Source organism: Sulfobacillus thermosulfidooxidans (genome assembly GCF_001280565.1).
Lineage (GTDB): Bacteria > Bacillota > Sulfobacillia > Sulfobacillales > Sulfobacillaceae > Sulfobacillus > Sulfobacillus thermosulfidooxidans_A.
This window is the reverse complement of the sequence record NZ_LGRO01000001.1, coordinates 1-23,418: the sequence shown is the minus strand read 5'-3', so window position 1 is coordinate 23,418 and position 23,418 is coordinate 1. Positions and strand designations below refer to the sequence as shown.

The following is a 23,418-nucleotide window of genomic DNA, read 5'->3' as shown; positions in this document are numbered from 1 at the left end:
ACCTCTCAATCAACTCGTGTGCCTGTTAAGGGATAATCTTTACGCAAGGGATGCCCGTCCCAGTCATCCGGTAAATAAATCCGGCGCAAATCGGGGTGCCCTTCAAACTGAATGCCAAACAAGTCATACGCCTCACGTTCTGGCCAATTGGCCCCTGGCCACAAGGCTGTGACACTTGGAACTTTTTCATTAATACCCGCCCGCACTTTAACCCGGATACGGGCATGTTTCCACGGATTGTATAAGTGATAAACCAGCTCAAAACGTGGACGGTCTGGCAAGTAGTCTACGGCCAAAACATCAAGGCAGATGCGGTATTGCGCCTGATCCCGCAGATATTGCATGACGGCGAGCAATTGTTTTAGGGAAGTGGAGATCGTTGGCTGGTCAATTGCATCCACCACCGTAAATTCCCCGGGAAACTCCTCAGCCAAGCGTTCTAATATATCGGGGTCATTATGGTTCATGATGTGTGTCCCTCCATGGCCATGCGTTGGTATTTAGGAGGAATCCCTTGCATAATTTGTTCTTGCAATTTCAATATCCCAAACATCAACGCTTCAGGATTCGGCGGGCACCCTGGAACATAAATATCCACCGGCACCACATGGTCCACGCCTTGAATAATGGCATAGTTGTCAAACACACCACCTGAGGAAGCACACGCTCCCATCGATATGACCCATTTGGGTTCGGGCATTTGTTCCCAAATTGTTCTCAGAACAGGAGCCATCTTTTGGCTAACACGTCCGGCAACAATCATCAGGTCGGCTTGCCGCGGGGAGGCCCGAAAGACCTCGGCGCCAAATCTGGCTAAATCATAGCGGGAATTGGTCACACTCATCATCTCAATGGCACAGCACGCTAACCCGAAGGTTGCCGGCCACACCGACGATTTCTGCGCCCAGCGCCCCATTTTCTCCACAGTGGTGAGCAACAAGGATTTTTCGGTTTCTTTTTGTGTGAGATTTAATCCCATTGAAATCCCCCTTTATTCCAGACGTAAGCAAACGCTAGAGCGACGACCACTAAGAAGATTAGGGCTTTAACGAATCCCGCTTGGTGAAGGCTGGTTAAACTAATGGCCCATGGATAGAGCGCCATGACGGCGACATCAAAAATCATGAAAAACATCGCGACACGATAAAACCGCACAGAAAAATATCCGACCGGCGCCTCCGGGATGATTCCAGACTCATAGGTCGTGCGTTTCAATCCACCCGGTGCCTTAGGTCCCAGCAAGTCTGAGGTAAAGGACATGCCGAAAGCCACAAGGAAGGCCACGATGATATAAATCAAAAGCGCGGTATAATGCGTAAACAATACAACACCCCCGCCATCTGGTTAAAGGTTAGGAACTAAAATAGCTAATTCAAATTTACGTGACCGGATTCACAAGTAAATTATACGCTGTGCGGTACACCCCGTCGACACGACGGTGCGTTTCGTCAAAGTACTCTAACAATTCACCATTATGCCAAAACAACAGACAGAACGGTAGCTTTTTCACAAAAATGATGAAAAAATGGCTAGAGTTAACTGGTTGTTCTCATTTCATAACCGCGCAAAAGACGCCGCATACGGTGATTGACAGCCGATTTGCTAAGGGGCGGATGAAGAGCCAATCCCAATTCTTTTAACGACCAATCTGGATGAGCAATTCGCAACAGGGCTAATTCCCTCAGCGCCGGCGGAATGTCGTCATGCGAGCTATTCAGAAGATCCTTAAGGATCCGAGCCTGTTCCAACCCTGATTCCACAGCACGCCGCAAGTTGGCGGTTTCCGAATTCACCAAACGGTTAACCTGATTTTTCATGGTTTTCATGACTTGCGCACTTTCTAGTGCCAGAACCGCTTGGTGGGCACCAATATGGGTCAAGAAACGCCCGACTTGTTCTCCATCTTTCAGATAAAGAATAACGCGCCCCCGCCGCCTGGAACTTTTGGGCCGAATCTTAAGAGGTAGCAAGATCCGTTCGGCAAGATCAAATTGCTCGGGGTCATTCATCCACATTTCCAAATGAATTGCACGTTCGGGTTCAGCTAAGTAGCCCCGGGCCAAAAAAAGACCGCGTAAATACGCTTTGGGACAGCCCATAATGGGATTTTCGTTGGTTCCCGCAGTAGGCTCCGTGGAAGAGACGTGAAAGACTAACCGGCGTCGTGAGCGTGTTACCGTAATATGCGGCGATAGACCCAACCATTTCATGATGTGGTATGCGCGCCGTGCCACGAGGGCATTGCCGACATCCAACCCCGATGATAGTTGTTCCATGCCCAGATATGAGCCCATTCCGAGCAATTCTGCCCATAAGCAAAGCCGACGTTTTTCTTGAGGAAGCCGGGCTAATTCGGCCTTGATTTGCCTGGCATATGACCATCCCATCGCGGTTGATGTCGCTCCCGTAAACGATTTTCCAACCATAAGGCGTCGATCAAACGCCCTTCAGCCCACTTCGGGCGAAATTTGAGGAGCACCCGCAAAAGTGCCGGTGCCAGCTTATCAGGATCGTGACGTACGACCCCATCTGCTAAAAGTAGATTATCATAGATTATAATCGGTTGTCCGCTAACCAGTGATTCTTCTCCTTGAAAGGTCACTTGATCAGCTCCTTCCCTCCGGTATTTTTGCAACAGGCGTTCGGGAACCTTTTCGTTGTTCACCAAAACCACATCGATTAGCCCAGGTCCCACATGATCTTCGATAGCTTTTAAATGATCCCGGACAGAAAAATTCGCTGTTTCCCCGGGTTGGGTCATGATATTAGCCACATAGACTCGAATCCCTTTGGATTGCCGGATTGCATCGGCAATAGCTGGAATTAATAGATTCGGCAAAATAGAGGTGTACAGACTGCCTGGGCCCAAAACCACCATATCGGCAGCAACGATCGCTTCCACCGCTTCCCGAAGAGGAGTGGCATCAGGAGGATCCATCCAAATACGTTGTATCCGGTCAGTACTGTGTCCAATAGCACTTTCCCCTTCCACATGCGCTCCTGTCACCAGCGTGGCATGAAGCGTGACATGCTCCAGGGTGGCTGGCAGAACCGTCCCGCGAACGGCCAAAACCCGGCTCGATTCCCGTAAAGCGGTGACAAAATCCCCGGAGGCTTGTTCCATGGCCGCCAAAAATAAGTTGCCAAAACTGTGGCCTTTTAATTCTCCGGCTTGAAAGCGGTGCTGAAAAAGTTGTTCCATTAATGGTTCGGTGTCGGCTAAAGCAACCATACAATTACGAATGTCTCCGGGCGGCAACATGCCCAAATCACCGCGCAGCCGCCCTGAACTTCCGCCGTCGTCGGCCACGGTCACAATCGCCGTTAAATTCGAGGTGTAATGTTTGAGGCCTCTGAGTACCGACGGCATTCCCGTCCCGCCTCCTAAGGCGGCTATATGTGGGCCTCTAGCCAGTTGCCGCCGGGAGTACAATAATCCCGCCCATTTATCAGATCCCAGCACCTCGTTAATGGAGCGCCACAATCCCCAAAATCCTCCCACCACCAACACGGTGCCCACGATAAATAACACCATTTCCAATACCGGCCTACGCCAAAAGGGAAACAAATAAGGTTCTATCCAGGCTGATAGCCCCATCGCCACGCCTAGTGCCATAAATCCCAAAGCAATCAAAGCCAGAAAACGTTTGAGCTTTAAACCCGGAACCAACAACCGCCACATATTAGTCCTCCCGCAAGTCCAAATCACGATGTTCGACCAGCGCTTGATGCCCAGCTTGCGTTAACAAGTCTTTCAAGTGGTTGGCGAAGACCACAGACCGGTGTTGGCCACCCGTACAGCCAATGCCGATCGTGACTTGCGGTTTTCCTTCTTGCTGAAACTGGGGAATCAAAAAGGTAAGCAGATTGGCCAGTTTGTCGAGAGTTTCTTTGGATTGGGGAAAACGCATCACATATTGATCAACTTCTTCGTCATTCCCGGTCTTACTCCGTAATTCCTCCACATAATAAGGGTTAGGCAAATAGCGGACATCAAACACTAAATCAGCATCTTTCGGCAATCCATGTTTAAACCCAAAAGACACTAGCCGCACTTGAAATAGGGACTGTGTCCCATCAAGACGAAACACATCGGAGATACGCTGCCGAAGCTGGAGAGCCGTCAAGCCCGAGGTATCAATGATTACATCGGCTTTACCCCGGAGTTCCCGCAACGCCTCTTTCTCTTTGCGCAAGGCGTCCACCAATCGTCCTTGCGTCTCCAAAGGATGGCGGCGTCTGGACATTTTATAGCGCCGGATTAAAGTTTCTTCATCAGCTTCTAAATAAAGAATCTGATAGGGTAATTGGCCTTTATCCAGTTCATTCAAAGATCCTTGCAGCTCGGAAAAAAATACCCCGCCGCGAATATCCATCACCAAAGCGGCTCCTTGAACTTCAGGACTTTTTTGCAGGAGTTCCGCAAATTTGCTAATCAAGTTAGGAGGTAAATTATCGACACAAAAATATCCTAAGTCTTCAAAAACGCGCATCGCTTCGCTGCGCCCAGCGCCGGACAGACCGGTGATAATCACTAAACGTACGTGTTCCATCCGTTTCACTCCGATTTGGCCTCACCTAAATTTTGCCGCAAGCTCATGACTTCTGCCGACAAACTTGTAATTTCGTCACGACGTTAACAGGAAAAATTCGCTTCTTGTCGAATAATACCCCAAAGAGTTTCTCTCGGGAGGGCTATTATGGCGACATCCGAATTATCCAGGCGTGCCCGTCAGAACAAATCCGAATCGTCCTTTACCGTTGAACGGGTTTCACGGGCGGATCTTAAACGCATGGCTCAGCAGCGCCGAATGGAGCGGGAATTTGCTTGGGCCTTTTCCATTACCTTGACCTTCACCACGCTCTATCTGATTTGGCGACTGCCATGGGGACAGCAAGCATTGGTCTCAGTGCTGCATTTCGTGAAAACCTTGCATCGGCTCTAATAACCACCGGTAAATCGCATAAGCTGCCCCATCCTGATCAACGCTCTTAGTGACAACGTTGGCGGCACGCTTCACCAAATCCGGTGCCTGACCCATTGCTACGCCCATTCCCACCCATTTCAACATGTCGACGTCATTTTCAGCATCGCCAATCGCCATGATGTGCTGTGGGGACAAATGCAAACGTTCAGCGACTTTTGCCAACGCCGGTCCTTTGCCCACACCGGCCGGAACAATTTCTAAATAATCCGCTTGCGATTTAAAAATTCTTCCCTGTAATCCCAAGACTTCTGGAGAAATGCGGAGACGAAACTGATCCAATTTATCTGGATCATCTTGCAACAAAATTTTAATCGGCGGTGAGGGCCAGGTGAGAAGCCCTTCACGGGATTTTACGTCACCGGGAATATGATTCACTGTAATATAATGTTGAGCTCGCTCATCTTCTCTGGATAGCCATAATTCGTTGCCGACATATACCTGGGTGAGAATGTCTGCATCTAAAGCTTCTTGAATGACAAACCGCGCCACATCTTCCGTGAGATGCCAGGTAAACCATGGATTTTGCCGAGGCATTTCCACAACCATACTCCCGTTATACGCAATTAACGGTCCCGTGCCCAGTTGTAACTGTAGCCAATAAGGTTCTGCTGAACGGACCATCCGGCCTGTGGCCAAAATGACGGCAATACCGTGGTCCTTCGCCTGATTCACCGCCTTCACTAATGCCTCTGATAACGAACCATCTGAGCGCAGCACAGTGCCGTCTAAATCTAACACTAATAACTTTATGCGTACCTGATTATCCAACCTACAACCCCCGATACAATCGACAAAATTAATGCACCCCAAAAGGCCGCGCCGAATCCGTGCACAATAAAGCCAGGGACAATAGCCGAAACCAGCCACAGCATTAAGGCATTGATAACCCATCCAAAAAGACCGAAGGTCAGCAAGTTAATGGGCAAAGTCAGGAGTTTCACGATGGGCTTAATCGTCGTATTAACCAAGCCTAAAACAAAAGAGGCGACGATAATAGCCTCCGTACTCTTAGCCATAATGCCTAAGTGTATATGACTTACCACCGCGAGTCCAATCGCCGAAGCAATCCAGACCGTTAACCACCGCATAGTCTCTCCCCTTCCCCCTCCTGTACTCTTCCCATAATATCGTTGAATCCTTATTCCGGCACCCGTTTTCCCTCGTCACTCGGCTTAAAATGTTCATCGAGATAGCGTTTGACGGCTTCCGCTGCAGGGCGCGTCATTTTGGGTAATTCCGCCAATTCGTCGACACTCGCTTGCGAAATGGCTTCCAAATCGCCGTAAGTTTGCCGCAGAATTTTCTTGCGTGCCGGGCCAATACCCTCGATGTCATCTAAGATCGAGGCGAGGTTGCGTTTAGTCCGGAGTTTACGGTGATATGTAATCGCAAACCGGTGGGCTTCATCCCGGAGATGCATCAAGAGTTTGAGGCCAGCGGAATCGCGATCAAGAATAATGGGTTCAGCACGGTCTGGTTCAAATAGCCACTCATGTTGCTTGGCTAAACCAAAGACGGGAATATCTGCCACATTTAATTCGCGCATCGCCTGATAGGCATATCCGAGCTGGCCACGGCCTCCATCGATAATCACCAAGTTGGGGGTTTTGGCAAAGTGACTTTTACCCATTTGTTTGGCATCTTGCGCTTGATGATGAAATCGCCGGGTTATGACTTCTTTCATGGATAAAAAGTCATTGGGGCCTTCCACACTCTGAATTTTAAAGCGCCGGTATTGGCTTTTATCCGGCCTGCCATCGGTGAAAACGACCATAGACGCGACGGATTCGGTCCCTTGGGTATTAGAAATATCGTAACACTCCATCCGGCGGGGAAATTCGGGGAGACCTAGGGTTTGCTGAATCTCCAACAAGGCCCGTTCGCGGTCTCGTTCTTTGATTTCCATTCGCCGGAGTGCTTCATCGCGGGCAATCGTCGCATTTTGCCGGACCATGGCTAACAGCCGTTGTTTCTCCCCCCGCACGGGGACTTTCAATTCAACCTTGCCTCCGCGTTTGTCGCGAAGCCATGCAGCAATTTGACTATCATCGGGAGGGAGGCGTTCAATCAGAATTTCCTGGGGAATGTCTCGTGCCCGGTCATAATATTGCATTAAAAAGGCGTGCGCCAATTCTTTTTCATCGGTCCCGTCGACACCGGTTAACGTAAATGACTCCCGCCCAATGAGCCGACCATCGCGCACCATAAATACCTGTAAATAAGCATCTTGATTGCTCAAGGCCCAGCTAATCGCATCCAAATTTCGTCCCGCTTCCGCAGAAACCTTTTGTTGCGCCGTGATTTCCCGAATGGCCATAACCTGGTCGCGCAATTTCGCCGCTTTTTCAAATTCCAGCTCTTCTGCCGCGTGGTTTAATTCCTTCACTAAGGATTTTTCTACGGCGTCGACCTTGCCTTCTAAAAACCATTCCACATTTTTCATCATGTCCCGGTAACTCGCTTTGTCGATCAAAGCCTGACAAGGACCCGGACACCGTTTAATATGATATTCCAGACAAGGGCGAACCGCATTTTTAAATTTCTGGTTCGTGCAATTCCGAATAGGAAAAATATGGCGTAAGAGACGAATCGTTTCATGCACACTTTGTGCCCGGGTATACGGGCCAAAATAGCGACTTCCAGAATTATCAGGGCGTCTGGCAATAATGAGCCGCGGAAAATCTTCCTCCCATGTCAAACGGATATATGGGTAAGCCTTATCATCTTTTAACCGGATATTGTAATGCGGCCGGTATTTTTTAATGAGCGTGGCTTCCAAGATCAAGGCTTCGACTTCAGTATCGGTCGTAATAATTTCAAAATCTTCCACATGGCGCATCATCGCCGCCACTTTTGGCAAAAGCCGGCTCGCTTCTTGGAAATAACTTCGGACTCGTTGTTTTAAATTGACGGCTTTCCCAACATAAATGACGTGCCCTTCGTGGTCTTTCATCAGATAGACACCGGGTTTATCCGGAAGTAGTTGGCGTTTTTCTTCTAGGTGTTCTGATAATGTCATCATACCCTCTGCCTTTCTTGCCACTCCCCTCACATGCACTTGCCGGCTATCTTCGTTATTTTAGGGCTGAACCATTTGCCGACGTTGTAAATGCCGCGCCAAAAACTGACCGGTATAAGATCTTTCGGAGGCAATAATTTCCTTCACAGGACCCTCAGCGACAATCTCTCCCCCTAAATCGCCGCCTTCTGGACCTAAATCAATGATCCAGTCCGCAGTTTTGATAACATCCAGATTATGCTCAATAACTAACACGGTATCACCTTGCGAGACTAAACGTTGCAACACGTCCAGTAAATGGCGAATATCTTCTTGATGAAGCCCTGTCGTGGGTTCATCTAAGATATAGAGGGTGCGGCCTTCCGAACGTCTGGAAAGTTCGGTCGCCAATTTTACCCGTTGAGCTTCGCCTCCGGATAATGTCGTCGCACTTTGGCCTAAGCGCACATAACCTAATCCCACATCGCGCAACGTCTCTAATTTTCTTTTTAAACGAGAATGATGTTGAAAGAAGTCCAACGCTTCATCGACGGTCATGTCCAGCACATCCGCAATGGTTTTGCCACGGTAGTGCACTTCCAAGGTCTCGCGATTGTAACGCGTCCCTTTGCAAACTTCACAGGGGACATAAATATCGGGGAGAAAATGCATTTCAATCTTCAAAATCCCATCTCCCTTACAGGCCTCACAGCGTCCCCCGCGCACGTTAAATGAAAACCGTCCGGCTTTATACCCACGAATATTCGCCTCAGTGGTATTCGCAAAAATTTCCCGGATCAAATCAAAGGCGCCAGTATAGGTCGCCGGATTGGAACGCGGAGTCCGGCCAATAGGACTTTGGTCAATCGCGATGACTTTATCTAAATACTCTAAGCCGGTAATCGAGTCATGTTCACCGATGCGCCGACTCCTCGCTTTATTGAGTGTGACTTCCAGTTGCTTACGAATGATTTCATTGACGAGCGTCGACTTTCCCGATCCCGATACGCCAGTGACCACGACCATGAGCCCCAAAGGAATTTTCACCGTAATGTTTTTCAAATTGTGTTCACGCGCACCGACGATCGTCAGCCATCTGTCTTGGGGTTCGCGGGGGACTTTAGGCATGGGTATTTCTTTTTGTCCGGATAAGTATTGTCCCGTCAAGCTTGCTGGATTGGCCATCACTTCTTCGGGAGTGCCGTGAGCCACAATCTGGCCCCCATAAATTCCTGGTCCCGGACCCACGTCAATTAAATAATCTGCTGCTAACATAGTATCTTCATCATGCTCAACGACTAATACGGTATTACCCAGGTCCCTAAGTCGTTTCAATGTCGCAATGAGCCGGTCATTGTCTCGCTGATGAAGGCCAATTGAAGGCTCGTCCAAGATATATAAGACTCCCACCAATGACGAACCAATTTGCGTAGCCAAGCGGATTCGCTGAGCTTCTCCCCCCGACAACGTCCCCGCTGCCCGGGACAAGGTCAAATAACCAAGACCCACATCAATCAAAAAACTTAACCGTTCATCGACTTCTTTCAAAATAGGTCCCGCAATCATTTGTTCGCGTTCGTTCCAGGTTAAAGAGCGCAAAAATTCTCGGGCTTTACGCACGGATAGGTCGGTTAAATCCGCAATGGACATATCACCAATGGTCACCGCCAACACCTCGGGTTTGAGCCGTTTGCCTTGGCAGGTTGCACAGGGTTTTGAGCTCATATATTCTTCAACGTCCTGGCGTGCGCTTTCACTACTCGATTCCTTATGACGCTTGGCAAGAATCGGAATAACGCCTTGGTACCGGGTCATATGCACATGATTCCCAAAAACGCCTTCGTAATGAAAGGGCAAGGTCTTCGGATAGCCATAAAACACAATCTGCTGGGCCTCCTGCGGCAAATCTTTAAACGGGACATCTAAAGAATAGCCCGCATCCTCAAAAACCTTTGCTAACAAATCCATGTAAAACCGGGTCGGGGCCCGGAAAAACGGGGCAATGGCTCCTTCATTAATGGATAACGTGGGATTTGGCACGATCAACTCGGGATCAGGTTCTAGTTTATAGCCAAGGCCCATACAATCGGGACAAGACCCATAGGGGGCATTAAACGAAAACATCCGTGGCGTGAGTTCCTCTAAGGAAATGCCACAATGTGGACAAGCGAGCTCCCTTGAATATAACTCACTAGGACCATCGGGTTCGCCCACTTCTGCCAGTCCTCCACTTATCTCGAGCGCCTGTTCCAACGATTCCGCCAAGCGGTGCTGAATGTTGGGCCGCACCACGATCCGGTCGACAATAGCGGCGATATCGTGCTTTTTATTCTTATTTAAGACGGGAGGATTTTCGATTTCAATTAAAGCCTGATCCACCCGGGCCCGGGTAAATCCTTGTTGCCGCAGTTGATCAAAAACTTTTTCGTGACTTCCTTTCCGGCCACGAATAATGGGGGCGCGAATTTCTAGACGTGTCCCTTCCGGTTTTTCCACAATGCGGTCGACCATTTGTTCAATCGTTTGTTGGCTAATCCGTTCTCCGCACTGTGGACAGTGCGGTGTACCAACCCGCGCGTACAACAACCGAAGATAATCATAAATTTCTGTTACCGTGCCCACTGTACTTCGGGGATTATGGCTCGTCGTCTTCTGGTCAATCGATATGGCAGGGGATAAGCCATCGATACTATCCACGTCCGGTTTATCCATTTGCCCCAAGAATTGGCGTGCATAACTCGACAATGACTCCACGTAGCGCCTTTGTCCTTCGGCATAGATCGTATCAAATGCCAAAGAGGATTTCCCCGATCCCGAAACGCCCGTAATAACAACCAATTTGTCACGGGGGATGTCGACGGAAATATTCTTTAAATTGTGTTGCCGTGCTCCGTGAATGGCAATCACATGCTTAGCCATGGTCTTTCTTTTTCCCTCCCGACACGGCCTTAATTGGCCGCTCATTTTCGAGTTCCATGAGCATATCCCGCAACATGGCCGCCCGTTCAAATTCCCAATTGCGGCTGGCTTCTTTCATTTCTTTCCGCAACTTCTTGGCTAACTCCGTGCGTTCCCGCAGGGTCATCTCTTTAATCGATTTACCCCTATCGGGTGGATCTTCCACAGCCTTTGTTGCTTGGATGACATCCCGCACTTCTTTAACAATGCCCTTCGGCGTAATGTGATGCACCTCGTTATATTCTTGTTGTATCGCACGCCGGCGGTCGGTTTCATCGATAGCCTTACGCATCGAGTCCGTGATTTTGTCTGCGTACATAATCACTTGACCTTCCAAGTTTCTCGCGGCGCGGCCAATGGTTTGCACCAAAGACGTGACCGAACGTAAATAGCCTTCTTTGTCGGCATCCAAAATGGCCACCAGTCCCACTTCAGGCAGGTCTAGTCCTTCACGCAACAAGTTAATACCTACCAACACATCAAACTCGCCGAGCCGTAAGTCACGAATAATGGCCATCCGCTCGAGCGCGTCGATATCGGAATGGAGATATCGAACCCGCACCTGGTTTTCTCGCAGATATTCGGTCAAATCTTCCGCCATTCGCTTGGTAAGGGTCGTGACCAACACGCGTTGAGACTTAAAGACACGCTGACGAATTTCCGCCAACAAATCGTCAATTTGTCCCATTGTGGGTTTCACCACAATAGGCGGGTCGACGAGCCCAGTCGGACGGACAATCTGCTCCACCACTTGTTCGGCGACTTGTAATTCGTAAGGGCCGGGAGTTGCTGATACATAAATCACTTGATCAATACTGTGTAAAAATTCATCAAAACGCAACGGGCGGTTGTCCAAAGCCGAGGGCAAACGAAATCCATGCTCGACCAAGGTCGTTTTTCGCGAAATATCCCCCGCATACATGCCCCGAATCTGGGGTACGGTGACATGGGACTCATCAATAATGGTTAAAAAGGGATGGGGAAAATAATCCAAGAGTGTATACGGGGGAGCACCAGGAGGGCGTCCGGTGAAATGCCTGGCATAATTTTCAATGCCTGAGCAAAAGCCGACTTCTTCCAGCATTTCTAAATCATAGCGCGTGCGTTGTTCCAACCGTTGCGCCTCAAGATCTTTTCCTAAATCTTTCAATTCTTTAAGCCGCTCGTCTAATTCTTGTTGAATACTCAAAATCGCCGGTCTTAACCGGTCTTGACCCATGACATAGTGGGAGGCCGGATAAATCGCAACATGATCCCGGTCCCCAATAATTTCTCCGGTGAGAGGATCAAATTCACGAATGCGTTCAATTTCGTCCCCAAACATTTCTACACGAATTGCTTGCTCGCTTTGGTTAGCCGGAAAAATTTCGATAACGTCACCGCGAACTCGAAATTTGCCGCGAACAAAGTTGACATCATTGCGGTCATATTGAATTTCCACTAACTTACGTAAAATACTGTCGCGTTCCCGTTCCATGCCAACCCTTAGGGACAACACCAATTGTCGGTAATCCTCCGGAGATCCTAAACCATAAATACAGGAAACGCTCGCCACAATAATGACATCCGGTCGTTCAAGCAAGGCAGAGGTCGCCGAGTGTCTCAGTTTATCGATTTCATCATTAATTTGAGAATCTTTTTCGATATACAGATCGGTTTGAGGCACGTAGGCTTCCGGTTGATAATAATCATAGTAACTAATAAAATATTCGACCGCGTTATGGGGAAAGAAGGCTTTGAGCTCTCCCGCCAACTGCGCGGCTAAGGTCTTGTTGGGCGCCATGACCAATGTTGGCCGATTCACCCGTTGGATGATATTCGCCATGGTAAAGGTCTTGCCCGATCCGGTGACGCCCAATAGAACTTGCTGGCCCAAATTCTGTTGAATGCCGCGGACCAAGGCATCAATGGCTTTGGGCTGATCACCCTGAGGCTCATAGGGACTGACTAATTGAAATACGCCCATCCTTTATCCTTTCTCAAACACTTACCGATGTGCCATGTGCTGAAGGAGAACCGCGATGGCCTTTTGCAACTGGGGATCCTGGTTGGGATTATTGGATGGTACTACATCAATGGGTTCAGGATCATAGACATTAGGGGACAGTCCCACATGCTCAATGTATTGACCATCCGGTGTGTAATAGCGCGCCACGGTCAATTTTAAGGCCGCATGCCCAGGCAATGACAAGACCTGTTGCACAATGCCCTTGCCATATGTTCTCGTGCCGACTAAAAGACCGCCCTGCCGTTCTTGAATAGCTGCCGACAATATTTCTGCTGCGGATGCGGTTTGTCCGTTAACCAATACCACGATGGGAAGTGAAGTCCCTGGCCCCTCTGAATTGAGGGTTTGATCCTCGGCCGGATTTTTAAACTTTAATGTCACCACCGGACCTTTGGGCACAAACAAGTTAGCCACTTCCAAGGCTTGCGATACTTCTCCTCCCGGATTGTTGCGCAAATCCAATAGTAATCCCCGAGCACCTTCGTGAAGTAACTGGTGCCATTGTTGGGTAGCCTCTTGTCCGGTGTTATTGCCGAATTCTGTGATGTTCATATAGGCAATATGGTGAGGCATCATTTGACTAAACACCGTGGGCAACGCGATTTTCTCGCGTTCAATCCGGTGGGTTTGAAGCTGGTTGTGATCTTCGACTGTTAAGGTCACATATGTGCCCACAGGTCCCCGAATCCGGCTTAAGGCTTGAATAGGATTCAGACGAGCTACTGCAGTATGGTCGACATCCACGATCAGTTCGCCGGGTTTGAGTCCTGCTAATGCCGCCGGAGAATGCGGAAAGACTTGCATAATACGCAAGTCATGGACTTCAGGCTCGACCTCAATTCCAATCCCGGTAAATGTGGGATTGAGCAATGCATTAAAATTCTTATTGCTGGAGGGCGAGAGATAATTCGAGAATTGATCATGTAAAGTCCCCACCATCCCATTAATTGCACCGGCCAATAATTGATGGGGACTATTCGACCAAATGGTCTTACTGCGAATTAACTGATAGGTTTGGACAAACTGCGCGAATTCCGGATTGTTCCGCATGCTGGCAGGAATCCGGACGCCAGGATCGACTTGGGTTAACCAATACCAGGTTCCGACTGAGGATCCCGCCATTAACACCAGTGTCGCGCTCAGCCAAAGACCCCATTTGGGAAAACGCATCGGGTTCCTCCCTTAGTTTCTCCCTGCCATTATACCACGCGTTATCAAAACTCAGACGCGCAAGAACCGTCTGAGCGCCACAAGACTAGCCAATCCGCCGACCAAAAGTCCCCCAATCAACGTAAAATCTAAAGTCTTGTGCATCACTTGCTGAAACGGTGCCATGGGCCAAAATGGCAGCGCGTTACTCGCTTCAACAAGAAGCCAGTGATAGCCTTGGGCTACAATAATGTCCGCAACGACAGCCCCCACGAGGCCCAGGGCTAATCCCTCTAACACAAACGGCCAACGAATGAACCAATCTGTCGCTCCCACCAATTTCATGACGGCTACTTCCCGTCTGCGGGCAAATACGGCTAAACGAATCGTGTTGACGATAATAAAGAGCGTCGCCAACCCTAATAAAAACTCAATGCCCCAACCCACCCACTTCAAAACCACCGATAGACGGGATAAGCGGTTGACAACTTGCCCCTCATAAACGACATTATGCACAATTTTTTGATGGTCAAAGCGTTTAGCTAACCCAGGAATTTGTTGGGGATTTTCCGTATAGACATTATACCCATCGAATAATGGATTGGATTTCGATATCAAAGTCAGCAAATCTTGCTGGTTGGGAAATTCTTTTTTGAGCTGGGCCGCCGCTTGCTGTTTGGTAAAAAACTGAATTTTTCTTACCCCGGGCCAATGTTTTGCCTGCGCCAATAATGCCATTTCTTGAGAACGGGACACATGGGTTTTGATAAAGACCCGCATTTCCACCTGACTTTGTAGCACGCTCGTGACATGATTCATATTCACGGTTAACACCAAAAAGAACGAGAGCACAAACATGGAAATGGCCACTGTCGAAACCGAAGCCAAGGTCATCCATGCATTATGGATGAGATTGCGTCCTGTTTCTTTGGTAATGTACCATATGCTGCTAAGGCTCATAGCCATAAGCTCCTCTCGCTTCATCACGCACAATTCGACCATTTTCTACGGCTACAACGCGCTTGTGCATCTGGTTAACAATATCTTTGGCATGGGTCGCCATAATCACCGTCGCTCCCCGCCGGTTGATTTCATTCAACAATTTAATAATTTCAAATGAGGTTTCCGGATCTAAATTACCCGTTGGTTCGTCGGCAATAATGTAGACGGGATTATTGACTAATGCCCTGGCGATCCCGACACGCTGCTGTTCTCCTCCAGAAAGCTGATGGGGATAATTATTGCGTCGCCTGGATAAACCAACCAGTTCCAATACTTGCGGAACCCGTTTATGAATATCGCGGCTTGAGGCGCCCACAACTTCCATGGCAAACGCAACATTTTGATACACCGTACGATTCGTCAATAATTTCACATCTTGAAAGACCACCCCAAGTTGGCGCCTTAGGCGCGATACTTGGCCCCGTCTCAACTGTGAAAGACGGAACTCATCGAGGTAGATCTCGCCTGAGGTCGGCACTTCTTCCCGATATAAAAGGCGGATGAGGGAAGACTTCCCCGCCCCTGAGGGTCCGACAAGGAAGAGAAATTCGCCACGCCGAATTTCGAGATTCACATCGATGACGCCATAATGCCCGTTCGCATATCGTTTACTGACATTTTCCAACCGTATCATAATAGCCTCCCAACATATTAAAATACGACATAAATCGTCAGATTCCTGCTCACATGACACACGAGTGCTGACGTGATATAATTTCCGCCATCAAAAGGGGGCACGTGGGAATTGGACATCTCGTTAGTTTCGTTAGGAGTTGCATTCATTGGAGGGCTGGCTTCCGTGCTTTCTCCTTGTGTGTTGCCTTTGATTCCGTCATATCTCACGACGATGGCGGGAACAGCATTAACAGCGGATGCTATCCAAAATCACCAGGTGCGACGTCGGGTCATGCAAAATGCCTTCTTGTTTGTTCTCGGCTTTTCGACGGTTTTGGTCTTGGCTGGCCTTGGAGCAAGTAGTCTTGGACAATTTGTTCAGTTCCATCGCCACGTTATTGCCCAGCTTGGGGGACTCATTACCATTATTTTTGGTCTCGAAATCCTGGGATTCATTCAAATTGGTCTCATCAAGCGGGATGTTCACTTATCCATGAAACCAAGAGCCCAAGGGCTATCGGCGGTATTATTAGGTATCGTCTTTGCCGCAGGATGGACTCCCTGCGTCGGTCCCATTTTAACCAGCATTTTATTATTGGCGGCCCGTTCGTCCACTCTTGGCGCAGGGGGCATGATGTTAGCCAGTTATGCTTTGGGATTAGCGGTCCCATTTTTAGCGCTGGCTTTTTTCCTTGGGCAGGCCGCTCAATGGACGCGGCAGATGGGACGTTATCTCCCGTGGATTGAACGCATTTCAGGCGCTATGTTAGTCATCTTGGGGGTCATGCTGCTTACGGGATGGTATGACCGCATTCCCAATATTGTGGCATAAGGGCCATGAGTATGCATACGTGGCGTAATATTTTAAGCAGTCTCTTGGTTGTCTTGTTAGCTCTTAGCATCATCATCCGGCCCGCCAAGACCTCGGGTTTTAATGGGCAGGTCGGACAATCCGTCAATCATATTCGCGTCGTTAGCGGGAGCGGGAAGACAAAAACATTGGGCCAGATTTTACATCACCACCCCGCCTTGATTAATTTTTTTGCCACATGGTGCCCTGCTTGCAAAATGGAACTTCCTGACTTACACCAAGTCGTGGCCGCCCCAAATCAGCTAATTCTCATAAGCCAGGGCAACAGTGCCAGCACGGCCGTATTTCTTCAGCATTACGGGATTGCCTCCGATCACAGTTTTTATGACCCCTCGGGCCATGTGTTTAATAGTTTCTTTATTACAACGTTACCGACGTCCTATTTTGTCAATCGAAACGGTATCATTGTCAGCAAGGTGATTGGACCGATGACGCCACATCTCATTAGACAAAACTTGAGATTAGCGGATACGAGTCAGGAGCGATAACGATGTATTTACCTTCGCAAATATTTATTGGCCCCTTGCCTTTATTTAATGTTCTCATGGTTCTCAGCATCGCACTGGCCTCGTTCCTGTTATCGCGCTATCAGGCCCCGGACCGTGTTCAGGACATTTTTTGGGCCATTCTTGTCGGCGCCATTTTGGGCGATAAAGGCATTTATATTGTCACTGATCTCCATTACTATCTCGAAGATCCAGCTCATTTAATTTTTACTCCGGAAAGTTCATTGGGATTATGGGGACTAGGCATTGGTGCCGTTATCGGGACCGTAATTGTCATCTTCCGCCACCACTCAGAATGGACCCGTCACGATATGGATGTCATGGCTTTAGCCGCATCTCCTGCCTTAACTTTATGGAGTCTTGGTTTTAATTGGATTGGATTACCCAGCAAGATTCCCCTGCTCAGTATTCACAAACAGCATTTGGACCGTTTTGCCACGTTTTTCTTCTTCTTTTTGCTCATGGGAATAATCACGGTTATCATCACCATCTTTCACCGACGTTTTTCGAACACTCATGGTCAGGTAGCCGGTCTCTTTCTTCTGTTAACGGCGATTTCTCTAGTGGCCGCCCAATTAACAGCACCCCGTCCTGAATTCACTTTGAGCACATTAGATTGGTTAGCCATCATTTCAGCCGTCGCCGGATATCGTTTCATGACACCCGTAGCTGAAAATCATGAAACGAATTAGAGTACAATAGAGGTATTGACTATAAAGGAGCCAAATAAGTCTTATGAACGTAGTGAAAATTCATCCTCGCGGGTATTGTTATGGAGTTGTCGATGCTATTACGATGGCTAAGCGTATTGCGCAAGATCCTACAATTCCCCGTCCTATCTATATCTTGGGACAAATTGTTCATAATCAGCATACCGTTTTGGAACTCGAACAATATGGTATTACGACCTTAGACGGGGGATCGCGGCTGGAACTGCTGGACAAAGTCCCCGACGGTGCCACCGTGATTTTTACGGCACATGGGATTTCGCCCGCTGTCAAAGCGCGCGCTCAAGAACGGCACTTGACGTTCTTTGATGCGACCTGCCCCGATGTAACCAAAACCCATACGTTGATTCAGGAAAAAATCCATCAAGGGTATTCGATTATCTATATCGGAACCAAGGATCATCCAGAACCCGAAGGAGCTATGGGAGAAGCGCCGCATGATCGCGTCTTTTTGGTCACGAATGTTCAGGATGTGGACAGTGTGCCCTTTGACCCGACCACACCATTAGCCATTGTCACGCAGACGACATTAAGCCAATGGGATACGCAGGCGATTATCGAAGCATTGCTTGCCAAATATCCGCATGCCGAAGTGCACAACGAAATCTGTTTAGCAACTCAATTACGACAAGAAGCAGCGGTCAAAGCTGCCAAAGACGTAGATATGGTTGTTGTGGTTGGGGATCGGCGCAGTAATAATTCTAATCGTCTGGTTGAAGTCGTTGAAAAAATTGCTCATAAGCCCTCCGTTCGTGTCGAAAGTGTTGAGGATTTAGATCCCAATTGGTTCGTTGGTGTGAATACGGTCGGTGTCACAGCTGGTTCATCGACGCCAAGTCGCATTACTCGTGAAGTGATTAACCGCCTCGAATCCTTTAAGCAGCCCGATTAATTTTTCTGGGTATAAGGATTTTGTGGTAAATCAAAAAATTTTGCGGCCAAACGCCGGAAGGGCTGTTCATGTTGATTGAATTGCCTTTTCGAGCAGACGATCGAACAGGTAGTTCCAAAACGCATACCAATAGTTCTACCATTCCCCATTTTTCTGATATACTGACCGCAACATTAGCGCATCCTCATGGGGTGAGATAGCATGGGTGCAATAGTGCGGGTCCGGGGCACACGGTTGTGGGTCGAAGACCTCGGAGATTCCAACAGACCAGTGGTTTTATATTTACACGGCGGACCCGGCTCCGGTTGTTATGACTTTGTGCTTTATCAAGGTCAACGATTGGCGACCTCCGTCCGGTTAATCGCAATGGACCAACGCGGAGTTCTTCGATCGGATCTTCTGGGTAATCAAACCCTCTCGCTTAGGGATTTAGTGGAGGATGCAGAAGCTCTTAGAAAGCATCTCGGCATATCTCGATGGTCTGTAATCGGTCATTCTTTTGGCGGATATGTGGGACTTTTGTACTCCAGCACTTATCCAGATGCCATTGACCGGCTAATCTTTGAAAATCCGACCTTTGATCTCGCGGCTTCAGCTCGCTCGTTATTGCAGCACACCGCATTGGAATATGGCGTACTGGGAAACCAAGAGAAAGCGCGTGAATGTTTAGCCATTGCGTCTGATGACGCACTTGACTCCCGCTTTGTTTGGGACAAATTTACTGTGCTGTCCCAGGGATTGGGTAAGCAGCGCGATAATCTTTATGTCTATGGCCCGGACAAACAGTTTTTCCAACGGCTGGTTCGTGAGTCGTCTTTTGGAGATGAATTGTGGAAGCGCGGTGCAGACCACCAAGCTGCTCTATATGAAGAAGGCGCAATTTTTGATTCGTTAATATCCCGTTTTTCTCAAATTACCCATCCCACGCTATTTATTCGAGGTTATTATGATGCCGTGTTTGGACTGGATCAAATCCATCGCTGTCTCGAAACACATCCCCATTCCAAACTCATGGTCGCCGATGCGAGCAGCCATTTCGTGCATGTTGAACAGCCAGAGTTATTCGCAGCGGCCGTCGTGAACTGGATGGCGTGAAATAGATAATGACCGAGTTAGGTCACGCTGTTCATGAAATGCCGATCTAAAGTCGCCCCATACGCTTATTTCTCCGTTTGTGATGTCATCCAGCCGAAACGTGTAGCTTGCTAAAAAATTGTCAATTCTAGGGTAGGTCTATTTTCTTGGTCTAATGCGAAGAATTTCATTGCTGAATTTGACAAATCATAAAGGCTTCATGCCCAGGTATCACGAAGACCAACTGAAGAACTATCTATCCCGAATATCCTGTTTTGGATAGTAAACGGAAGAAATAAAAAATCCCCTCTCATCCTATGTGAGAGGGGTTTTTTTAATAATGCAAATGAGCTTCAAAATCTTACGGCTAGCATTACCTTGTTTGATATTCTCATTTACACATAGATAATCTTCCTATGCTTGTTCGCATCAACCTCAGACCTTGTCATGACGCTATGCAACTTTTCGATCTCTCCATCTAGTCCTCCGCAGAGTGGTTATTCCCATCGAAATTGGCGACAATTCAGCCTATCGCTTGGATAACTACACGGAAATCATGTGCCTGACGAATACCCAAGCTTTGCACAATCAAAAAATAGGAACACATATTGCGAAGATGAAGGTAGTAATGAAAGAGAAATGAAAGAGAAATGAAAGAGAAATGAAAGAGAAATGAAAGAGAAATGAAAGAGAAATGAAAGAGAAATGAAAGAGAAATGAAAGAGAAATGAAAGAGAAATGAAAGAGAAATGAAAGAGAAATGAAAGAGAAATGAAAGAGATTGAGACCTTTCCTGATATTGTCGCGCCATTATGGGGGAATTACGCTCAATAACGAAAACTTCTGACATGATTTTCAATTTAAAAGTCATTGGGCGAACCGCTCCGCCTGAGGGGATTGATAGCTTTAATAATGACAGGAAAGCCAAGAAGGGAGATTAGACTATGTCAAAAAGTTGGGTCACACGGATTAAAAACGTTGGTCTTTTAGCCACCATGCTGTTAATCGATGTATCTATTATGCCTGGAATGACAGCATTGGCAGCCAGTTCAGCCAGTACAACCCTAAAACTTATTGGGCCGAATGCCGCCATTGTGGCCGGACAAAGTCCTACATTTACAGTGGAAAGTTCGAGTAATACCACCGGATGGGAATATCAATTTTGGATGGATTCTTCACAAGGATGGAAACTGGTGCAAAACTACTCAACGAATAACTATTACACAATCCACGATATTATGCCGGGCAGCTATGAAATCGTTGCGTATGCTCTGCCCGGCTCTTCTGTAAAATCGCATGCTTGGACGAGTGCGATTGTCACCACGCGATTTGTTGATGTTGACAGCCAAGTACACCTAAAGACTATGCCCATGATGAATAATATGGCGTCTATGGAACCTATGGTTCAGGCGATGGCAAGTAATCTGATAGATCCCGTCTATCAATTTTGGTGGCAGGGTCCAAACGGGCATTGGACCTCAAGTGGAAATTATTCTACAATATCGATGATTACCGTACCATTTTATCCTGTATCACCGTCCCATGCTGGTACATATCATGTTATGGTTTATGCGAAAGACGGTAATGCGCCGGCGACGCCAGCGAATGAGATTTGGAGCCCTGAGATGAGTGTGACTGTAATGCCTACGGTAGATTTTCAGTTAACTCCTTCACTGATATCCATCAATGCTGGTAGTTCAGCCTCGTTAACATTGTCTCAGGTTTACGCTAATGATGAGCTCGCTATGGGAATGTCCTTAGATAATTTAGATTCGATTTTTACAATCACAAATGCGCATGGTCAGCCGGCCTCCGGTTTTACGATTTCGGGATTTGGGGTCACCAACCAGGAACTCGTTCATGGTCAATATACCTTTCAAAATGCACCGACTCTTCAAACTGGCACGGTGGTGATTACCGCAGGAGCCAATGTTTCTCCAGGAATATATCAAATTACGGCTTCCGATCCCGATCACATGAATGTGACATCTTTGCCTGTCCATCTTTTAGTTAATCCTTAAAATGCGATACCATAGTGTCAATGCAGATTTACCAGGAGACCAGTGTATATTGATATATCTTGTATTCTCGTAAAATAGGCTCTTTTTTGAATATAAGACCCGTGCATTTGCCCTCTGAGGGGATAGCCAAAATAGCGTTAAGCGGTGTTTAGGCTGCTAGATGACCAGCCCCTTTTCTCAAATCTTGTGTCATGGTAAACGCGGGCAACTTATATTCGTAGGAAGGTTCCGTGATGATCACTCGGTATCCATTGCGTGTGTCTCCCAGAGCAGCAAGGGATTTTGCGCCGCTGGCTCGCGTGTCAATGCCTCATCTATTATGCTCTTTGGATGCGACGGGTGAAATCACACGCTAGCACTGCACGTTGGGACAGACACATTTTCTATGAAGATTATTTTCTCGTTCGCCCATCGTTGCCATGCTATCCTTCGTTCCTGTCCATCGTTATTGAGAGTGGTCCCATGCAGGGTTCGCATATTGGATATCGCTCCAGGACGCATTGCGAAAGGCTGGCGCCATTTGTCGGTAGAACAGCTAAAAAATCGCATATGCGGGGGATTATGGGAGTTCCAATCTGCTAGTCCCTTTCAGTCGTTAGATCTTTGATCGACAATTGCTCCAAAAAGCTTATATTGCCTAATATCGGCGGCAACGCCAAATATGGCAGCGAAAATAGGCGTGATCCCAAAAAAGCGTTTTGGAAAAGCGTTTTGTAGAATTCCGGCTCGACTTGAACTGATTCACTCAAGGGGGATTTCGCTGTGGAAACATATTACGGAGCACGCTCCCGTGAATATGAGAAAGTTTATTTAAGAAGCGAGCAGGTCTGTCAGCGCGAGTTACTAGAATTACGGCATGCTATGACGAACTTATTCTCGGACAAATCGGTGTTGGAAGTAGCGTGTGGTACGGGTTATTGGACACAATATCTCGCCCGAATTGCCCGTCATGTCGTAGCGGTGGATGCCTCTAAAGAAATGTTAAACATTGCCAAAAGCAAAGGTCTCGATTCCGACATCGTCATATTTTGCCAAGGAGATGCTTATAATCTGAATAGTCTACGAGGCAATTTTGATGGAGGAGTGGCAAACTTCTGGTTTTCTCACGTGCCTAAATGCCGCATTCACGAATTTCTAAGCCATTGGCATGCCCGTCTTGGACAAGCTTCCACAGTTTTTATGGCTGATAATGTTTATATGGACGGCGTAGGGGGACAACTGATTTCTAAAGCTTCGGATAACAACACATACAAAATGCGGACGTTGGAAGACGGTCGGAGATATGAAGTTCTAAAAAATTACTACACTCAAGACGAGCTGAGAACATTATTCTCTCCGTATGCTGATGCGCTACACATTCATGTTGGTCAATGCTATTGGTGGTTAAGTTATCGAGTTAAAGGAACGAATGGCTGACTAATTCCTTCTCTTTGCCAAAGTGAGGGAGCGATCTAGGATAATTGGAGTCAGTGAGGTTATTGGTTAATTTCTAGGAAAATAACCAACTATCTGTCGCGTAATTTTTCGGAAATTCGGGCACAAATAACACTGGGGCTAATGTGGAAAGAAGTTAAATTTGGATCTAGACAAGATTATAAGGTTGGTGTT

The 23,418-nt window shown here is 47.7% G+C and carries 23 protein-coding genes; 8 read left to right on the top strand and 15 right to left on the bottom strand.

What is annotated here, in order from left to right; translation table 11 throughout:
• Positions 1-5 precede the first annotated feature (5 nt).
• The 7 genes from AOA63_RS00115 to rapZ all read right to left on the bottom strand — a co-directional run bounded on the left by AOA63_RS00115 (position 6) and on the right by rapZ (position 4,553).
• Entirely contained in the window at positions 6-467 is a 462-nt protein-coding gene (locus AOA63_RS00115; protein WP_053957811.1) for an NADH-quinone oxidoreductase subunit C, read from the bottom strand.
• Positions 464-979, bottom strand: a complete 516-nt coding sequence (locus AOA63_RS00110) for an NADH-quinone oxidoreductase subunit B (protein WP_053957810.1) — start codon at positions 977-979, stop codon at positions 464-466. Before AOA63_RS00110 ends, AOA63_RS00115 begins: the two co-directional genes overlap by 4 nt.
• Positions 970-1,299, bottom strand: a complete 330-nt coding sequence (locus AOA63_RS00105; protein WP_242848238.1) for an NADH-quinone oxidoreductase subunit A — start codon at positions 1,297-1,299, stop codon at positions 970-972. Before AOA63_RS00105 ends, AOA63_RS00110 begins: the two co-directional genes overlap by 10 nt.
• A 79-nt stretch (positions 1,300-1,378) precedes the next feature.
• Positions 1,379-1,510 (bottom strand): hypothetical protein, encoded by a 132-nt coding sequence (locus AOA63_RS20310; RefSeq protein WP_278276918.1) that lies wholly within the window; start codon positions 1,508-1,510, stop codon positions 1,379-1,381.
• 25 nt (positions 1,511-1,535) lie between these two features.
• Positions 1,536-2,387 carry a DNA-binding protein WhiA gene (gene whiA, locus AOA63_RS00100; RefSeq protein ID WP_053957809.1) on the bottom strand — a complete coding sequence of 284 codons (852 nt, stop codon included), beginning with the start codon at positions 2,385-2,387 and terminating at the stop codon, positions 1,536-1,538.
• The gene (locus AOA63_RS00095; RefSeq protein WP_053957808.1) at positions 2,348-3,682 is read right to left on the bottom strand and encodes a gluconeogenesis factor YvcK family protein; all 1,335 of its coding nucleotides are present in this window, start codon (positions 3,680-3,682) and stop codon (positions 2,348-2,350) included. The genes whiA and AOA63_RS00095 overlap by 40 nt, the downstream gene beginning before the upstream one ends.
• A gap of 1 nt (position 3,683) precedes the next feature.
• Positions 3,684-4,553 (bottom strand): RNase adapter RapZ, encoded by an 870-nt coding sequence (gene rapZ / locus AOA63_RS00090; protein WP_053957807.1) that lies wholly within the window; start codon positions 4,551-4,553, stop codon positions 3,684-3,686.
• A gap of 147 nt (positions 4,554-4,700) precedes the next feature.
• Between rapZ and AOA63_RS00085 the strand changes: the two genes are divergently transcribed.
• On the top strand, positions 4,701-4,946 hold the full coding sequence (locus AOA63_RS00085) for a hypothetical protein (RefSeq protein ID WP_053957806.1): 246 nt from the start codon (positions 4,701-4,703) through the stop codon (positions 4,944-4,946).
• On the opposite strand, the gene AOA63_RS00080 is transcribed toward AOA63_RS00085, so the two are convergent.
• Genes AOA63_RS00080 through ftsE form a run of 8 tightly spaced genes read right to left on the bottom strand, consistent with a single transcriptional unit; the run spans position 4,908 to position 15,737 of the window.
• Positions 4,908-5,756, bottom strand: a complete 849-nt coding sequence (locus tag AOA63_RS00080) for a Cof-type HAD-IIB family hydrolase (protein ID WP_053957805.1) — start codon at positions 5,754-5,756, stop codon at positions 4,908-4,910. The genes AOA63_RS00085 and AOA63_RS00080 overlap by 39 nt on opposite strands.
• Positions 5,735-6,076 carry a phage holin family protein gene (locus AOA63_RS00075; protein ID WP_053957804.1) on the bottom strand — a complete coding sequence of 114 codons (342 nt, stop codon included), beginning with the start codon at positions 6,074-6,076 and terminating at the stop codon, positions 5,735-5,737. The genes AOA63_RS00080 and AOA63_RS00075 overlap by 22 nt, the downstream gene beginning before the upstream one ends.
• A 50-nt stretch (positions 6,077-6,126) precedes the next feature.
• The gene (gene uvrC, locus AOA63_RS00070; RefSeq protein ID WP_139061408.1) at positions 6,127-8,010 is read right to left on the bottom strand and encodes an excinuclease ABC subunit UvrC; all 1,884 of its coding nucleotides are present in this window, start codon (positions 8,008-8,010) and stop codon (positions 6,127-6,129) included.
• A gap of 57 nt (positions 8,011-8,067) precedes the next feature.
• Complete coding sequence (gene uvrA / locus AOA63_RS00065; protein ID WP_053957803.1) at positions 8,068-10,905, bottom strand: excinuclease ABC subunit UvrA; 2,838 nt, start codon at positions 10,903-10,905, stop codon at positions 8,068-8,070.
• Positions 10,898-12,910 carry an excinuclease ABC subunit UvrB gene (uvrB, locus tag AOA63_RS00060; protein WP_053957802.1) on the bottom strand — a complete coding sequence of 671 codons (2,013 nt, stop codon included), beginning with the start codon at positions 12,908-12,910 and terminating at the stop codon, positions 10,898-10,900. Before uvrB ends, uvrA begins: the two co-directional genes overlap by 8 nt.
• A gap of 21 nt (positions 12,911-12,931) precedes the next feature.
• Positions 12,932-14,122 carry a S41 family peptidase gene (locus AOA63_RS00055; RefSeq protein ID WP_053957801.1) on the bottom strand — a complete coding sequence of 397 codons (1,191 nt, stop codon included), beginning with the start codon at positions 14,120-14,122 and terminating at the stop codon, positions 12,932-12,934.
• Positions 14,123-14,173: 51 nt separating this feature from the next.
• Positions 14,174-15,061 carry a permease-like cell division protein FtsX gene (ftsX, locus tag AOA63_RS00050; protein ID WP_053957800.1) on the bottom strand — a complete coding sequence of 296 codons (888 nt, stop codon included), beginning with the start codon at positions 15,059-15,061 and terminating at the stop codon, positions 14,174-14,176.
• Complete coding sequence (gene ftsE, locus AOA63_RS00045) at positions 15,051-15,737, bottom strand: cell division ATP-binding protein FtsE (RefSeq protein WP_020374025.1); 687 nt, start codon at positions 15,735-15,737, stop codon at positions 15,051-15,053. The genes ftsX and ftsE overlap by 11 nt, the downstream gene beginning before the upstream one ends.
• A gap of 111 nt (positions 15,738-15,848) precedes the next feature.
• On the opposite strand from ftsE, the gene AOA63_RS00040 reads away from it, so the two are divergent.
• The 7 genes from AOA63_RS00040 (at position 15,849) to AOA63_RS00005 (ending at position 23,226) form a co-directional block, all read left to right on the top strand.
• Positions 15,849-16,550, top strand: a complete 702-nt coding sequence (locus AOA63_RS00040; RefSeq protein ID WP_053957799.1) for a cytochrome c biogenesis CcdA family protein — start codon at positions 15,849-15,851, stop codon at positions 16,548-16,550.
• Between the two features lie 5 nt (positions 16,551-16,555).
• A complete protein-coding gene (locus AOA63_RS00035; protein WP_082343629.1) occupies positions 16,556-17,077 on the top strand; it encodes a TlpA family protein disulfide reductase in 522 nt (173 codons plus the stop codon).
• Between the two features lie 2 nt (positions 17,078-17,079).
• Entirely contained in the window at positions 17,080-17,787 is a 708-nt protein-coding gene (locus AOA63_RS00030) for a prolipoprotein diacylglyceryl transferase family protein (protein WP_053957797.1), read from the top strand.
• A 43-nt stretch (positions 17,788-17,830) separates the two neighbouring features.
• Entirely contained in the window at positions 17,831-18,715 is an 885-nt protein-coding gene (locus AOA63_RS00025; protein ID WP_053957796.1) for a 4-hydroxy-3-methylbut-2-enyl diphosphate reductase, read from the top strand.
• Positions 18,716-18,916: 201 nt separating this feature from the next.
• Entirely contained in the window at positions 18,917-19,810 is an 894-nt protein-coding gene (locus AOA63_RS00020; RefSeq protein ID WP_053957795.1) for an alpha/beta fold hydrolase, read from the top strand.
• A 923-nt stretch (positions 19,811-20,733) separates the two neighbouring features.
• Positions 20,734-21,810: a hypothetical protein gene (locus AOA63_RS00010; protein WP_053957793.1), complete on the top strand. Its 1,077-nt coding sequence runs from the start codon at positions 20,734-20,736 to the stop codon at positions 21,808-21,810.
• A gap of 762 nt (positions 21,811-22,572) precedes the next feature.
• The gene (locus tag AOA63_RS00005; protein ID WP_053957792.1) at positions 22,573-23,226 is read left to right on the top strand and encodes a class I SAM-dependent methyltransferase; all 654 of its coding nucleotides are present in this window, start codon (positions 22,573-22,575) and stop codon (positions 23,224-23,226) included.
• The last annotated feature ends 192 nt before the right edge of the window (positions 23,227-23,418 follow it).

What these genes read in the sequence shown, in the direction of transcription:
- AOA63_RS00115 (WP_053957811.1), bottom strand. Translation starts at nt 467, where the DNA reads ATGAACCATAATGACCCCGATATATTAGAACGCTTGGCTGAGGAGTTT.
- AOA63_RS00110 (WP_053957810.1), bottom strand. Translation starts at nt 979, where the DNA reads ATGGGATTAAATCTCACACAAAAAGAAACCGAAAAATCCTTGTTGCTC.
- whiA (WP_053957809.1), bottom strand. Translation starts at nt 2,387, where the DNA reads ATGGGATGGTCATATGCCAGGCAAATCAAGGCCGAATTAGCCCGGCTT.
- AOA63_RS00095 (WP_053957808.1), bottom strand. Translation starts at nt 3,682, where the DNA reads ATGTGGCGGTTGTTGGTTCCGGGTTTAAAGCTCAAACGTTTTCTGGCT.
- rapZ (WP_053957807.1), bottom strand. Translation starts at nt 4,553, where the DNA reads ATGGAACACGTACGTTTAGTGATTATCACCGGTCTGTCCGGCGCTGGG.
- AOA63_RS00085 (WP_053957806.1), top strand. Translation starts at nt 4,701, where the DNA reads ATGGCGACATCCGAATTATCCAGGCGTGCCCGTCAGAACAAATCCGAA.
- AOA63_RS00075 (WP_053957804.1), bottom strand. Translation starts at nt 6,076, where the DNA reads ATGCGGTGGTTAACGGTCTGGATTGCTTCGGCGATTGGACTCGCGGTG.
- uvrC (WP_139061408.1), bottom strand. Translation starts at nt 8,010, where the DNA reads ATGATGACATTATCAGAACACCTAGAAGAAAAACGCCAACTACTTCCG.
- uvrA (WP_053957803.1), bottom strand. Translation starts at nt 10,905, where the DNA reads ATGGCTAAGCATGTGATTGCCATTCACGGAGCACGGCAACACAATTTA.
- uvrB (WP_053957802.1), bottom strand. Translation starts at nt 12,910, where the DNA reads ATGGGCGTATTTCAATTAGTCAGTCCCTATGAGCCTCAGGGTGATCAG.
- AOA63_RS00055 (WP_053957801.1), bottom strand. Translation starts at nt 14,122, where the DNA reads ATGCGTTTTCCCAAATGGGGTCTTTGGCTGAGCGCGACACTGGTGTTA.
- ftsX (WP_053957800.1), bottom strand. Translation starts at nt 15,061, where the DNA reads ATGAGCCTTAGCAGCATATGGTACATTACCAAAGAAACAGGACGCAAT.
- ftsE (WP_020374025.1), bottom strand. Translation starts at nt 15,737, where the DNA reads ATGATACGGTTGGAAAATGTCAGTAAACGATATGCGAACGGGCATTAT.
- AOA63_RS00035 (WP_082343629.1), top strand. Translation starts at nt 16,556, where the DNA reads ATGAGTATGCATACGTGGCGTAATATTTTAAGCAGTCTCTTGGTTGTC.
- AOA63_RS00030 (WP_053957797.1), top strand. Translation starts at nt 17,080, where the DNA reads ATGTATTTACCTTCGCAAATATTTATTGGCCCCTTGCCTTTATTTAAT.
- AOA63_RS00025 (WP_053957796.1), top strand. Translation starts at nt 17,831, where the DNA reads ATGAACGTAGTGAAAATTCATCCTCGCGGGTATTGTTATGGAGTTGTC.
- AOA63_RS00020 (WP_053957795.1), top strand. Translation starts at nt 18,917, where the DNA reads ATGGGTGCAATAGTGCGGGTCCGGGGCACACGGTTGTGGGTCGAAGAC.
- AOA63_RS00010 (WP_053957793.1), top strand. Translation starts at nt 20,734, where the DNA reads ATGTCAAAAAGTTGGGTCACACGGATTAAAAACGTTGGTCTTTTAGCC.